This is a genomic window from Streptomyces sp. NPDC021356, assembly GCF_040641015.1.
Lineage (GTDB): Bacteria > Actinomycetota > Actinomycetes > Streptomycetales > Streptomycetaceae > Streptomyces.
Genome location: NZ_JBFACU010000045.1, coordinates 26,918 through 40,413, shown reverse-complemented (window position 1 = coordinate 40,413; position 13,496 = coordinate 26,918). Strand labels below are relative to the sequence as shown.

The 13,496-nt window shown below is 72.5% G+C and carries 15 protein-coding genes; 4 read left to right on the top strand and 11 right to left on the bottom strand.

The annotated features are described in order from the left end of the window. Positions 1-76: 76 nt before the first annotated feature. A complete protein-coding gene (gene fdxA, locus AB0G56_RS37115; RefSeq protein WP_360979057.1) occupies positions 77-397 on the bottom strand; it encodes a ferredoxin in 321 nt (106 codons plus the stop codon). 141 nt (positions 398-538) lie between these two features. Here fdxA and AB0G56_RS37110 point away from each other — a divergent pair, with 141 nt between their 5' ends. Further along, positions 539-1,585, top strand: a complete 1,047-nt coding sequence (locus AB0G56_RS37110; RefSeq protein ID WP_360979055.1) for a GNAT family N-acetyltransferase — start codon at positions 539-541, stop codon at positions 1,583-1,585. A gap of 17 nt (positions 1,586-1,602) precedes the next feature. Further along, positions 1,603-2,454: a transglutaminase-like domain-containing protein gene (locus AB0G56_RS37105; protein WP_360979052.1), complete on the top strand. Its 852-nt coding sequence runs from the start codon at positions 1,603-1,605 to the stop codon at positions 2,452-2,454. 139 nt (positions 2,455-2,593) lie between these two features. Here the strand turns inward: AB0G56_RS37105 and AB0G56_RS37100 are convergent, their stop codons facing one another. From AB0G56_RS37100 to AB0G56_RS37060, 9 genes are all read right to left on the bottom strand, one after another. Beyond that, positions 2,594-3,208: a response regulator transcription factor gene (locus AB0G56_RS37100; RefSeq protein ID WP_360979049.1), complete on the bottom strand. Its 615-nt coding sequence runs from the start codon at positions 3,206-3,208 to the stop codon at positions 2,594-2,596. Then, positions 3,205-4,395, bottom strand: coding sequence for a histidine kinase (locus AB0G56_RS37095; RefSeq protein ID WP_360979046.1), 1,191 nt, complete (start codon positions 4,393-4,395; stop codon positions 3,205-3,207). The genes AB0G56_RS37100 and AB0G56_RS37095 overlap by 4 nt, the downstream gene beginning before the upstream one ends. 5 nt (positions 4,396-4,400) lie before the next feature. Further along, positions 4,401-5,141, bottom strand: a complete 741-nt coding sequence (locus AB0G56_RS37090; RefSeq protein ID WP_360979043.1) for an ABC transporter permease — start codon at positions 5,139-5,141, stop codon at positions 4,401-4,403. Further along, entirely contained in the window at positions 5,138-6,067 is a 930-nt protein-coding gene (locus AB0G56_RS37085; protein ID WP_360979040.1) for an ABC transporter ATP-binding protein, read from the bottom strand. Before AB0G56_RS37085 ends, AB0G56_RS37090 begins: the two co-directional genes overlap by 4 nt. A 274-nt stretch (positions 6,068-6,341) precedes the next feature. Next, entirely contained in the window at positions 6,342-8,834 is a 2,493-nt protein-coding gene (locus AB0G56_RS37080) for a hypothetical protein (protein WP_360979037.1), read from the bottom strand. Positions 8,835-9,031: 197 nt separating this feature from the next. Then, positions 9,032-9,469, bottom strand: coding sequence for a DUF6113 family protein (locus AB0G56_RS37075; RefSeq protein WP_360979035.1), 438 nt, complete (start codon positions 9,467-9,469; stop codon positions 9,032-9,034). Then, entirely contained in the window at positions 9,466-10,383 is a 918-nt protein-coding gene (gene mshB, locus AB0G56_RS37070; protein WP_360979032.1) for an N-acetyl-1-D-myo-inositol-2-amino-2-deoxy-alpha-D-glucopyranoside deacetylase, read from the bottom strand. Before mshB ends, AB0G56_RS37075 begins: the two co-directional genes overlap by 4 nt. A gap of 82 nt (positions 10,384-10,465) precedes the next feature. Then, positions 10,466-11,443 (bottom strand): hypothetical protein, encoded by a 978-nt coding sequence (locus AB0G56_RS37065; RefSeq protein WP_360979029.1) that lies wholly within the window; start codon positions 11,441-11,443, stop codon positions 10,466-10,468. 69 nt (positions 11,444-11,512) lie between these two features. Beyond that, on the bottom strand, positions 11,513-11,947 hold the full coding sequence (locus AB0G56_RS37060) for an ATP-binding protein (protein ID WP_360979026.1): 435 nt from the start codon (positions 11,945-11,947) through the stop codon (positions 11,513-11,515). A 141-nt stretch (positions 11,948-12,088) separates the two neighbouring features. Between AB0G56_RS37060 and AB0G56_RS37055 the strand changes: the two genes are divergently transcribed. Next, complete coding sequence (locus tag AB0G56_RS37055; protein WP_360979023.1) at positions 12,089-12,952, top strand: helix-turn-helix transcriptional regulator; 864 nt, start codon at positions 12,089-12,091, stop codon at positions 12,950-12,952. Further along, positions 12,949-13,224: a DUF397 domain-containing protein gene (locus AB0G56_RS37050; protein ID WP_360979020.1), complete on the top strand. Its 276-nt coding sequence runs from the start codon at positions 12,949-12,951 to the stop codon at positions 13,222-13,224. The genes AB0G56_RS37055 and AB0G56_RS37050 overlap by 4 nt, the downstream gene beginning before the upstream one ends. A 52-nt stretch (positions 13,225-13,276) precedes the next feature. Here AB0G56_RS37050 and AB0G56_RS37045 read toward each other — a convergent pair whose 3' ends face one another. Next, on the bottom strand, positions 13,277-13,471 hold the full coding sequence (locus tag AB0G56_RS37045) for a membrane protein (RefSeq protein WP_037852162.1): 195 nt from the start codon (positions 13,469-13,471) through the stop codon (positions 13,277-13,279). Between the last annotated feature and the right edge of the window lie 25 nt (positions 13,472-13,496).

Here is a 13,496-nt window from a genome sequence, read left to right as displayed (position 1 = left end):
CGGGACCGAGGCGATGGCGGTCTCCCCTGTTCGAGCGAAGCCGAGAACTTGGGGGAGGCTCGCGACCGCCGGACGGTTACTCGCCCTGCGGCGGCAGCGCGCTGATGACCGGGTGGTCACGCTCGATCAGGCCCAGCTTGCTGGCGCCTCCGGGAGAGCCGAGCTCGTCGAAGAACTCGACGTTGGCCTTGTAGTAGTCCTTCCACTCCTCGGGAGTGTCGTCCTCGTAGAAGATCGCCTCGACCGGGCAGACCGGCTCACAGGCACCACAGTCGACGCATTCGTCCGGGTGGATGTACAAGGACCGCTGGCCCTCGTAGATGCAGTCGACCGGGCACTCCTCGATGCACGCCTTGTCCTTGACGTCGACACAAGGCTGCGCGATGACGTAGGTCACGCTGTCGTTCCTCCTCGATAGGGCGCTGGCGGGCCTCCACAGGCTCCGCCGCCTGGCGCGCGGGAGCGCGGCGTCGTCGATGCCCGCCACCTAGTATCTCCGTTCCGGGGCATGATCCATACAGGAGGGGTGAACTGACCTGTGGAAATCTGGGCGACGGGACGGCTCGAGGTCCGCATCACCACTGCTGACGTGGGCAAACGGGTCTCCGTAAGGCGCTTGAGCGAACCTCGGGGCACGGGTGAGAAGTTCACTGACACGGTCGGTGTTCTCACATCATGGAACAATGGTGTGCTCCTGATCACACGCAAGGACGGCGAAACCGTCCGGATCGCGGAATCCACGCTGGTGGCCGGAAAGGTCGTCCCGGCCGCGCCGGCCCGCCGCAGGGGCCCCGCGGCCACGTACCCCGAACTCGCGCGTGTCGCCGCGCGCGCCTGGCAGCCGGTGGAGAGCGAGCGGCTCGGCGACTGGGAGCTGCGGGCGGCCTCCGGCTTCACCCGCCGGGCCAACTCCGCCCTGCCGCTCGGCGACCCCGGCCTCCCGCTCGACGCGGCACTGGCCGCCGTACGACGCTGGTACCAGGAGCGCGGCCTGCCCGCCTACGTCCAGACCGCCACCGGCGCCGAGGGCACGCAGGAGTCGCTGTGCGCGGAGCTGGAGCGGCGCGGCTGGCTCCGCGAGGTCACCGCCGAACTGTGGACCGGGGCGCTCGCGCCGGTCGCCGACCGGGCGGCCGGGGACCTGGCGGAACCGTCCGGGGTGGTGCTGTCCCGCACGGCCGACCAGGCGTGGCTCGCGCGCTACCAGCGCAAGGGGGTGAGCGAGGTGGCCCTGAAGGTCCTTGGCACCGGGCCCTCGGTGTGGTTCGCGTCGGTTCCGGGCGCGGCGGCCGGGGACGCGCCGGCCGCGATCGGGCGGTGCGTCGTGGACGGGCGGTGGGCTTCCTTCGCCGCGGTCGAGGTGGACCCCGCGCGGCGGCGGCAGGGACTGGCCCGTGCCGTCCTGGCCGCGCTCGCCCGGCAGGCCCTGGACGAGGGCGCGTCGGCCGCCTGGCTCCAGGTGGAGACGGACAACACCGCGGCGCGGGCGCTCTACGCCTCTCTGGGCTTCGCCGCGCACCACACGTACCACCACTACCGCGAGCCGGACCCGGCGGCGGGGGCGGCCGCGCCCGGCGTCTCGTGAAAGGACCCGAGCCCGCGATGCGCCATCCCAGTCCCCCACCGCCCGACCGGTCCGCCGAGCTGCGCCGCCGCTTCGCCGAGGAGGCGCGCGCTCGGCGCCCCGACCTGGCGGCGCTGTGCCTGCTGGTGGGCGCGGCGGGCGACGGCATGCTGGACGAGGCCGGTCTTGACGCGGCGCAACTGGAACTGGACCGGCTCGCCGGGCAGCTGCTCTACCGCCCCGGCGGGCCCCTCGCGTGGGCACGGGCCCTGCGTGACCTGCTCGGCGACCGGCACGGGTTCCGCGGCTCGGCCGCGGACTACGAGCGGCTGGACTCCTCCCTGCTGCACACGGTGCTGCGGCGGCGGCGCGGGCTGCCGATCCTGCTGTCGGTGGTGTGGATGGAGGTCGCGCGGCGGGCGGGGGCGCCGGTGTACGGGGTGGCGCTGCCCGGGCATTTCGTGATCGGCCTCGGCACGGCCGGGGAACAGGTGCTCGCCGACCCGTTCGACGGAGGCCGGGTGCTGACCGGGGCGGACGCGGAGCTGCTGGTCGCCGGGGCGACGGGGGCGCCGCTGGAACAGTCGATGCTGGTGCCCGCGGAGCCGCTGGCCGTCGTCCTGCGGGTCCTGAACAACATCCGCGCGTGGGCCGCCGCACGCCCGGAGCGGTCGGACGTGGCGCTGTGGGCGGTCGAGCTGTCCCTGCGGCTGCCCTCGCACCCGGCACGGCTGCGGTACGAGCGGGCGCGGCTGCTGGTGGAGCGGGGGGACTTCGTCGGCGGTGCCGAGGCGCTGGAGGCCTACGCGGATGTCGTGGGCGCGGTGGACGAGGATGCCGCCCGGCGGGTGCGCGGGGAGGCGCATGCCGCGCGGGCCCGGCTGAACTGAGCTGTCCGACGGGGGCGCCTGGGCGCCGTGCGGGGATGACCGGTGGGCGGGTGCGGGACTGTCGTGGCTTGTCGCGCCCACGCGGCGGAGCCGCGCATCGACACGGCCCCGCGCGCCTCTGGGCGGGCTGCCTGCGCCTTTACAGCCAGCCCTTCTCCCTCGCCATGCGTACCGCCTCCGCTCTGTTGCGCACCGCCAGTTTCTGGATGGCTGTGGAGAGGTAGTTGCGGACCGTGCCCTGGGAGAGGTGGAGGGCGGCGGCCAGTTCGGCGTTGGTGGAGCCGTCGGCGGCGGCGCGCAGGACCTCGCGTTCGCGGTCGGTCAGCGGGTTGGCGCCCTCCGCGAGGGCCGCGGCGGCGAGCGTGGGGTCGATGACCCGCTCCCCGGCCAGCACCTTGCGCACGGCCTCGGCGAGCTGGGCGGCCGGGGCGTCCTTGACGAGGAAGGCGTCGGCACCCGCCTCCATGGCGCTGCGCAGGTAGCCGGGGCGGCCGAAGGTGGTGAGGACGACCAGTTTGACCGCGGGCAGTTCCTTGTGGAGCCGGGCCGCCGCCTCGATGCCGGTGCAGCCGGGCATCTCGATGTCGAGCAGGGCCACGTCGATGCCGTGGGCGTGCGCGGCGGCCACGACCTCGTCACCGCGCGCCACCTGGGCGACGACCTCGATGTCGTCCTCCAGGCCGAGCAGGGCGGCCAGTGCCTCGCGGACCATCGACTGGTCCTCGGCGAGGAGAACTCTGATCGTGCTGCTCATGCCGGGGATACTACGTGTCCCGGTACGGCGGCCGGCACCCGGGCGACGAGGCGGAAGCCGCGGCCGGAGCGGCCCGCCTCCAGCATGCCGCCCGCCTTCTCCAGCCGCTCCTGAAGGCCGGTCAGGCCGTTGCCGGGCCCGTTTCCGGCACCGCCCGAGCCGTCGTCCTCCACGGACAGTTCGAGCATCGGGCCGTCCAGGGTCTGGCGGCGGACGACCTCGACCGCGCAGCGCCGGGCGCCGCTGTGCCGCACCACGTTGGTGACGGCCTCGCGCAGCGCCCAGGCGAGCGTGGCCTCGCTCTCCTCGGGGACGCCGGTGAGGTCGGGCTCGGCGGGCAGGTCGGGGCTCACCCCGGCCGCCGTCAACGCGACCCGTGCACCGGCCAGTTCCGGGGCCAGGCGGGGCCGCCGGTAGCCGGTGACGGCCTCGCGCACGTCGACCAGGGCCTGCCGGCTGACCTGCTCGATGTCGGCGACCTGCTGGGCGGCCTTGTCCGGGTGGCCGGGGAGCATCCGCCCGGCCAGCTCGCTCTTCAGCGTGATCAGGGAGAGCGAGTGGCCGAGCAGGTCGTGCAGGTCACGGGCGAGACGCAGGCGTTCCTCGTTGGCGGCGAGCTGGGCGACGGTGGCACGGGCCTGGCGCAGTTCGACCGTCGTGCGCACCAGTTGCCGTACGCCGGTCATCGCGAAGCCGACGAGCAGCACCAGCAGGACCATCGTCCACATGTCCCCCGCGCCGACGAGCCGGCCGACGGCCACCATCACCGCGGTGGTCAGCGGGATCGTCCAGTAGGCGACGCGCAGCGGGAAGGCCGTGCCGCACACCACCGCGACGTACACGAACAGGCCGACCCATTCGCCGCCGAGGGTCAGGCACAGCACCACGGCGAGGACCCCGAGGACGGCGACCAGGCAGACGAGGACCGGTTGCGGGAAGGGCCGGCCCATGTTGCGGAAGATCAGGGCCAGGTAGGTCCCGGTGAAGGCGGCCAGGCCGGCCCAGCCGCCCGCGGTGGCCACCGCCGTGTGCGCGCCTCCGGTCAGGTCGCGCACCGGCGAGCTGAGGAAGATCAGCCAGGGCATGATCCACACCAGCTTGCGCCAGGCCTCGCCCAGGTTGCGGGCCGGCTCGCCCATGCGCAGCAGCCGCTGCTCGCGGGCCGCCTGGGATCGGTCTTCCGTCATGACGCTCACGCCTTCAGCGTGTCCTTCCGGTACAGCCAGGCCGCGCCGCCCGCGAACAGGGCGAAGAAGACGACCAGGATGGCGATGTCCTTGGCGTGCGGGGCCTGGCTCTGTTCGATGGCCTGCCCCAGAGCAGCGTACGCGTGCGTGGGCAGCCACTTCGCGATGTCCTGGAGCCACTGCGGGAAGGTGGTCGAGGGCATCCACAGGCCGCCGAGCAGCGACAGGCCGAAGTAGACGATCATGGTGATCGGGCGGACCGCGTCACCGCTGGCGAGGTAGCCGATGGCGACGCCGAGCGCGGCGAAGACCAGGCTGCCGGCCCAGATCGCGGCGGTGAGGGCGAGCCACTGCCAGGCGTCGAGGCGGACCTGCTTGACGACGGCGGCGACCACGAAGACGACGACGATGGACGGCAGGCTGACCACGGCCGCGCTGGCGGTCTTCGCGAAGACGTAGCCGCGCCCCGGCAGCGTGGTCAGCCGCAGCTGCCGCACCCAGCCGCTCTCGCGCTCCTTGGCGATGCGCTCGCTGTTGCCCATGAGCACGGCGGTCAGGGCGCCGAAGGAGGCCATGGAGACCATCATGTACGTCGGCAGGGTCAGGCCGGTGCCGTCGACCTTCGTGGCGCCGTCGGCCTGCCCGGCGATGATCAGGAACAGGATCGAGGGGTAGAGCACCGAGAAGAACAGGAACTTGCGGTTGCGCAGGGCACGGGCGAGTTCCAGCTTGATCAGGCTGTTCACGACTGCTTGGCCTCCTCGGCCTCGGTGATGGCGACGAACGCCTGCTCCAGGCCGAGCCCGGCGACTTCCAGGTTGCGGGGGTAGACACCGAGCCCGTACAGGGCGTGGACGGTCGCGTCGGCGTCGGAGGACTGGATGCGGACGGTCTGGCCGGACACGTCGAACGAGGTCAGGAAGGGCAGGCCGCGCAGGGCGGACTCCTCGACGGCGCCCTCCAGGTCGAAGGCGATCCGCCGGGCGCCCGCCTTGGCCTTGATCTCGGCGGCGGTGCCGTCGGCCAGCAGCCTGCCCCGGTGCAGCACCAGCACGCGGTCGGCGATGGCGTCGGCCTCTTCCAGGTAGTGGGTGGCGAACAGGACCGTACGGCCCTGGTCGGCCTGCTCGCGCATGGTGGCCCAGAAGGCCTGGCGGGCGGAGACGTCCATGCCGGTGGTCGGCTCGTCCAGGACGATCAGGTCGCTGTCACCGGCGGTGGCCAGCGCGAAGCGGACGCGCTGGGCCTGGCCGCCCGAGAGCTTGTTGACCTTGCGGTCGGCGATCTGCGTGATCCCGGCGCGGGCCAGCACGTCGTCCAGCTTGTAGGGCCGCGGGTGCAGGGCGCGGCCGAGCTTGACCAGCTCGGCGACGGTGACCTCCTCCATCAGTCCGCCGCTCTGCAGCATGGCGCCCACGTGGCCGGCGACGATCGCCTCGCGGGGGCCGGTCCCGAAGACGGTGACGGATCCGCTGTCGGGGTTCTTGAGGCCGAGCAGCAGGTCGAGGGTGGTCGACTTGCCCGCGCCGTTCGGGCCGAGCAGCGCCACGGTCTCCCCCGGGTACAGGGCGAGGCTCAGCCCGTCCACGGCCCGTACGTTCCCGTAGCTCTTGGTCACCTGGTCGAACGCCACCACCGCGGTCGCGGTGGTGGTCTCCGCTGTCGTCGTCATGTCCCCATGGTCGCCGGGGGCGCGGCCGGACGGCAGTGTCGGGGGTCCTGACCAGGGGATGACAGATGTCATGCGGGACGGGTGACAGCGGCGACACGGGCGTACGGGGGCGGCGGCGATGCGGCGACACGGGCGTACGGGAGCGGCGGCGATGCGGCGACACGGGCGTACGGGAGCGGCGGCGATGCGGCGGTATCACCGAGGGGCGATACGGCTGAGGGGCCGCCGGGGCGCGGGTGCGCTCCGGCGGCCCCTCGGCCGGGACCAGTCGGCTCTAGCTGGGGTTGAGGGCGATGACGCCGACCCGGTTGGTCTTGCTCACCAGCGCCGGACGCAGGGCGGCGATCACGTCCTGGACCGTGACGGGCGTCTTCTGCCCGTTGCCCCGGGTGATCAGCACCCCGTCGAAGGCGCCGCCGTAGAGCTGCTTGAGCTTCTCCTGGTCGTAGTACTCGACGAGCTTGCCGTCGACCGCCTTGACCCCGAGGAACTTCCACAGCGACTTCTGCGGACTCATCGGAAGGGGGTGCGCGCCCGCGACCACCGTCACCTTGGCCGACATCGCCGGCTCGGCGAACTGCTTCATCATCCGGTCGACCTCGGCGTTGGAGACCGTCGGCTGCCGGGTGGTGGTCGGGACCGGGACCGGCGTGGCCGTGCCCGTCTCCACCTGGGTGCGGTACGCCTGCTCGACCGCCTGCACGGAACGGCCGGCGTCGATGCCCTTGCCCGCCTTGCCGTACACCGCGACGGCCTTGCCCGGCTCGAAGCGGATGGTGCCGTCGGTGGCCGAACCGGCGCCGCCCGCCGCGTTCTGCAGCGCGGCCTGGAGCTTCTCCTCGTCGACGGGCATCCGCGGGTCGACCACCCGGTGGTTGCCGAACAGGGAGCCGATGACGGAGACGGGGTTGTAGTCGCTCTGCGCCGCCGCGCTCGCCGTCGCCTGGGTGTCGAGCTGGAGCCCGGCCTGGTCGGGCCTGAGGGCGACCGTCCTGCCGTCGACGGACAGCTTCAGCGGCTGCTTCTCGCGCTTACCGAAGGTGTCGTCGAGCTTCTTGACCGCGTCGTCGCGGCTGCCGCCGCCGATGTCCACGCCGAGCACGGTGGTGCCCTTGGGGACGTCGGAGTGGTTCATCAGCAGGCCCGCGCCGTAGGCGACGCCCGCGACGACGACCACCAGGCCGCCGAGCAGCGCGACCTTGCTGCGGCCCTTCTTCTTGGGCGCCTTGGCCCCCTTGGCGGGCTTCCCGGCCGGAGCTGCGCTCTGCCCGCCGGTCCCGGGCGACTTCGGTGGCGTGGGCGCCCCCGGCCGCGGGCCGCCCGTGCCGGTCCGGAAGGGCGAGTCGGCGCCGCCGCCCGCGCGGTCGCCGTCGCCGGGGGACACGACGGGCATGCCGCTGGTGACGGTGTGTCCGGAGACGTTGTCCGGCCGCTGGACGTGCCCAGGGGCGCCCGGCTCGGGGGCGGGCTTCTGCGGGGTGAGGATCGCGGTGTCGTCGCTCAGGCCGCCACCGGGCAGGCCGGTCCCCGGGTGCGCGGCGGCGGGCGCGCCGGGAACGCCGGAGCCCGCGCGGTGCGCGGGGGCGCCGCCGCCCGGCAGCAGCGGACCGTCCCCGGTCACCGGGCCGCCGGTCGGTCCGGCGGGGCCGGGCGAGCCACCCGGGCCGCCGGGGACACCCGCACCGTCGAAACCACCCGGGGCGCCGGGGACGCCAGGTCCTCCCGGGCCGAGGGGTCCGCCCTGGCCGCCCTGTCCGTTCTCGCCGCTCTGGCCACTCTGGCCGTTGCCTGTGAAGAAGGGCAGGTCGTCCCGGCGTGGTTCGCCGCCCGGCCGGGGACCGCCGGAGGGGCCGCCTCCGGGGCGGGGGCCACCGGCCAGGGGGCCGGCGGCCAGCGCCTCGGTGACGTCGAAGGAACCGGTGCCGCCGCCGTGCCCCGGGGCGACCGGGCCACCCGTGGCGCCGGGCAGCCCGGAGCCCTTGCCGCCACCGGCGCGGGAGGACCCCCCGGGCGCCCGCATGGAGCCGACGACACCACCGGGGCGCCCGCCGGCTCCCGGCCGCGCACCGCCGGGGCCGTCGGCGCCGTTCACGCCCGTACCGGACCCGCTCGTACCGGATCCTCCGGCGGGGCCCGTGCCGTTCGCGGAGCCGCCCGCGTCCGAACCTCCGGACATCCCGGCGCCGTTGGTGGCGCCGACGCCCTGACCGCCCTTGGCCGGGGCGGACTTGCGGGGCGCGAACCAGTCGCTGGTCGGCTTCTCCCCGGCCGGGGCCGCGGGTCCGGCGCCGGACGTCTCGCTGCCGCCGCCGGAGTGCGCCGGGGCGGTGTCCGAGGGCCATACGTCACCGCGGACGCCGTCACCGCGCAGGCCGCCGTCACCGCTGCTCCCGGAGAAGCCGGTCACGCCGCTGCCGTCGCCCGGCAGGGCCCCGTAGGCGGCCGACCGGTCGCCTGACCCGTCTGCCCCCCGGGTCCCCTGAGGCCCCTCGGTCCGGGCGGTCCCGGACTTCTCGGTTTCGCCGCCCTCGGCGACGGTCTTGCGTACGACCACCGGCGGAATCGGCCGGGATCCGGGGATGTTGATCCGGATCCGGGTCGTCAGCGTGGTCTCGGTCTTGCGTTCCTCCGCATGCGTGCCCGAACGGCCCGCGTCCGCACCGTCGTCGGAGGGCGCCGGCACACCGTACGGCGGGGTCCCCGAGGGGTAGGCGGCTCCACCGCGCCCGTTGGGCCCGGAGGACGGAGTGTCAGTTTCACGACTCAAGGCAGGTTCTCCCGGTTGGCTCCGCCGCCCGTCACGACCTCACTCGCGTGGGGGTCCCCCCTGCACGAGCGCAGTCGAGCGTTTGGGGGAAGCTCGGCGGCGCGCACCACCATACTGGCCACTTCAGGCCCTTATCCCGGGACCGCCGGGGAAACCCACACCGGACCCGCACGGGGACTTGGGAAAGAAGCAGTACGTCACTCGCCAAGTCGGTCGTCGCGGCCGTCCGGTTGCCTTCCACCGCCCCAGGTGGCACAGATCACAGCCACGGCCATGCCGCCGAGCAGGAACAGGTAGGAGCCGCCACCGGCGGCGAAGAAGAAGTCGCCTTCCGGCCGGCTCGCGGTGAGCAGCATGACGGAGATCAGCCAGCCGGCCGCGCCCGCCACTGCCCCGCCTCGGCCGCGCATGGCCCGAGCCCCGCCGAGGAAGAGTCCCGCCGAGCCGGCGAGGGCGAGCAGCAGCCCGCCGGGGAACCAGGCGGCCTGCACCAGCGCCCCGGCGATGGCGACCACCGCGCCGAGCACGAACAGCCCCAGGTAGGCGGCGGCCCGTCCGGCGGAGGGCGGCTTGAGGGGCTGGGCCAGCATGGAACCGCCGCCGCTCTGCGCGGGCCGGCGTCCGGACGTGCTCATCGGCGTGCTGCCCCTTCTCCGATCCCCGCGAACAGGTCGCTCTCGACGCCGCCCGGGTCGCCGTCGGCGCCCGCGTCGCCCCGCTCGCCGCGCACCAGCTCGTAGTACTCGGTCGTGAGCAGGGGCTGCGCGAGCTCGTTGGAAAGCGCGAAGTACGGCTCGGCCACCTCGATCTGGGTGGCGTGGGCGCGCATGGCGGCGGCCTTGGCTGCGGCGTGGGCGGTGCCGCCCTCGATGCGGGCGGTGATCCGCTCGTCGTCGACGACGCCGGGGACGTCGTCGAGGGTGGCGGCCTTGGCGAAGGGCAGGCCGGGCAGTTCCTGGCCGAGCCGTGCGAAGGCGGCCTCGCCGACGGAACGCGGCACCCGGTTCCAGTACGCCTTGGCGATCCGCCAGGGTGCGCCCAGGTCGGGGCGTACGGCGGGGTCGGCGGCGAGGTCGAGTGCGCGCATGGCGACTCGGTGGGCCTGGATGTGGTCGGGGTGGCCGTAGCCGCCGTTCTCGTCGTAGGTGACGAGGACCTGCGGGCGTACCTCACGGATCACGGCGACGAGGTGCTCGGCGGCCGAGTCGACGTCGGCCTGCCAGAAGCAGTCCGGGTCGTCGTTGTCCGCGAGGCCCATCATCCCGGAGTCCCGGTAGCGTCCGGCGCCACCGAGCAGCCGGACGTCCGCGACTCCCAGTTCCCCCATGGCGGCGGTCAGCTCCTGCCGCCGGTGCGCACCGAGCGCGGCCCCGCCCAGGTGCCGCAGCCCGTCCGGGATGACCTCACCCCGCTCCCCCAGCGTGCAGGTCACCAGCGTCACCAGCGCGCCCTCGGCCGCGTAGCGTGCCATGGTCGCGCCGTTGTTGATCGACTCGTCGTCGGGATGCGCGTGCACCAGCAGCAGACGCCGATCGGGGAGTTCCGTCATGCCTCCACCCTACGAGGCACGGGACGCGAAGCGACGCGGGACGGGTCCGGGGCCGACCCGCCCCGCGCCTCCCGGAGATCCGCTACTCGAAGATCTGTTCGGCAACCGGCACGGTCACGGCACGGGTGAGCCAGCGTCGCAGCAGCTCGGGATCGTCACAGGCGGTGACCCGCTCCCGGACCGCGCCGGGCACGTCGAGCCCACGGGTCTCAAGGACGAGCAGGATGTCTTCGGCGCCCTTCTGGACACGGCCTTCCGCACGGACTTCTTCGGCAACTTCCGCACGGACTTCTTCGGCAACTTCCGCACGGACTTCTTCGGCAACTTCCGCACGGACTTCGTCCTGGACTTCCGCACGAACTTCCGCACGGACTTCCTGGGCGAGGTACGACTTGTAGAAGGAGAGATCCACGGCCACCAGGTTCCTCCAGGTTTCTGCGGCCGGGCGATTGCCGCCCAGGCCTTGTGCGGTGAATTCGATGATCGGACCGGCGAACGTTTCGGGCACGTCCCGCAGAGCAGCGGACAGCGCCTTCAGTATCCCATCGACGGCCGGTTCTTTCGCGTGGGTGATGACGGACAGCGTGGCCAGTGCCAGATCCTCACGGGCCTCGGCCGGGTCGGTGATCACGGGCATGTTGTGCGGCCCGGCCACCAGGGGGCGCAGCGTGAGGGCGGGCCACTCCCGGGGGCCGATGGCCACCGGCCGGGAGGCCCACTCGGCCGTGGCCCGGTCCTGACAGACGACGAGCAGCAAGGGCGGCACCTTGTACTTCGTGTAGAGGTAGGACAGGTAGTACGCCCAGCTGGCGGGCTTGCCAGGGTCCTTCCCCCGCTGCGCCTCCACGGCCACCAGGAGTGACTCGTCGCCCTCCGAGTCGAAACGCAAAAGCGTGTCGACCCGGCGCTCGACGGGCTGGATCTCGGTGAGATCCGTCGGCAGAACCGCCATGGACGTGGGCTGGACGAACGGAAGACCCAGGACCTTGGACACTCCGGCGAACAAGCCGGGGTACTCCTGGAAGATGCGGTGCATCGCCTCGTGGGACGAGTTGACCATGCGGTTCCTTGTTCGTTCTTAAAATACTGGATTCTTGTCACTTCGATAACGCGAGAACACGAGTTCTGGTCACGGCAGGCGCAGTTCGGCCCAGACCGTCTTGCGCGGAAAGCGGCCTTCGGCGACGCCCCAGCGGTCGGCGAGGGCGTCGACGAGCAGCAGGCCGCGGCCGGAATCGGCGTCGGGTTCCGGCTCGGGCAGCACAGGGAGCCGGTCACCGCGCGTGTCGGTCACCTCGATGCGGAGCGTGCGCCCCACCACGTAGAGCGTGAGGCGGAAGCTGCGGCCGGGCAGGCGGCCGTGCGTGGCCGCGTTCGCCGCCAGCTCCGCGACGAGGTGGCGTGCCGCCTCGCAGGGGGTGCCGTGGATGCTCCACTCGCGGAGCTGGTCGGCCGCGAGCAGCCGGGCGAGGCGAGCGCCTCGCGGCGTGGAGGACAGCAGCACGCTGAAGTTGCGTACCGGGGCGTCCAGTTGGTCGCGGGGCGCGGCGATTTCCTGATTCACGTCACTCAGCGTGGCCGCTGCGGCTTACCGTGAGGAGTGATTGACCCGTTGCGTAGAGTGACTGTCCAGGGCTTGTCCAGTGCTGTCCAGGATGTCGCCGGCGTTCCTACGGGTGAGGCGATGGCACCAGGAGGGGCGCGGATGTCGGTGGACAGTGCGGTGGAGGAGACGGACGAGCCGGGCTGGGAGGTGGACCCGGACGACGACTGGGCACTCGCGGTCGTGGCCACCGTGGGACGGCAGTTGAAGCTGCGGCGGGAGGCGGCGGGCCTGCGGGCCGGTGAGTTCGCGGTGGCCGTCGGGTACGGGGAGGACCTGGTCTACAAGATCGAGGCGGGAAAACGGATCCCGCGCCCCGAGTACCTGGACATGGCGGACGAGGTCCTGAACGCGGGCGGCCTCATCGCGGCGATGAAGGAGGACGTGAAGAGGGTCCGGTACCCGAAGAAGGTGCGGGATCTTGCTCAGATGGAGGCGCGGGCGGTGGAGATCGGGGTGTACGAGTGCAGCAACATCGCGGGGTTGCTGCAGACGTCCGAGTACACCCGGGCCCTGCTTGAGTCCTGGCAGCCCGCCTACTCGCCGGACGACTTGGAGCGGCGCGTAGCCGCTCGGGTGGCGCGGCAGTCCGTCTTCGAGCGGTCCCCCGCCCCTGCTCTCGGCTTCGTCCTGGAAGAGGCGACGCTCCGCCGCAGGGTCGGGAGCACAATGGTGCGTAAGCAGCAGCTTGAGCGCCTACTGGAAGCCGGGCGGCTGACCAACGTCACGCTTCAGGTCATGCCCATGAACAGCGTGGCCCATCCAGGCATGAGCGGCAGGATTGAGCTGCTGAAGTTCGAGGACGGCAGTGCGGTGGGACGTTCGGACGGCGCCTTCAACGGTCGTCCGATCTCCGATCCAAGGCAACTGCGAATCCTCGAAATGCGGTATGGCACCATCCGAGCGCAGGCTCTTCCGCCCGAAGAGACGCTGGCCTTCATCGAGCGCATGCTTGGAGACACATGATCCGCAAGTCCTCTGCCACGGACAGCTCCAGCCTGGCCTGGTACAAGAGCAGTTACAGCAGTGGCCCGGACGGCGACTCCTGCGTGGAAGTCGCGCTGGACTGGTTCAAGAGCAGCTACAGCAGCGGCGCAGAAGGCGACTCCTGCCTGGAGGTCGCCGCCGACCCCACCACCGTCCACGTCCGCGACTCGAAGTACACCGGGGGCGGCCCCCGTCTGGCGTTCGGGCCGTCCGCCTGGGCGGGCTTCGTTCCGTACGCGTCCGGGGAATGACGGCGCGAGGCTCGTCCGGCGGAGCCGGCGGGCCTCGGCCCACCGCGCCGCCTCAGAACTTCAAGCTGCCGATCATCCCCGCCACGTTCTTGGTGAGTTCGCTGATCGTGGGGGCGACTGTCGAGGAGGCCAGGTAGAAGCCCAGGAGGACGCACACGACCGCGTGACCTCCCTTCAGCCCTGACTTCTTGATCAACAAGAAGACGATGATCGCCAGCAGCACCACCGCCGAAATCGAGAGTGCCACGGCGGCTCACCTCCAAAGATCCCAG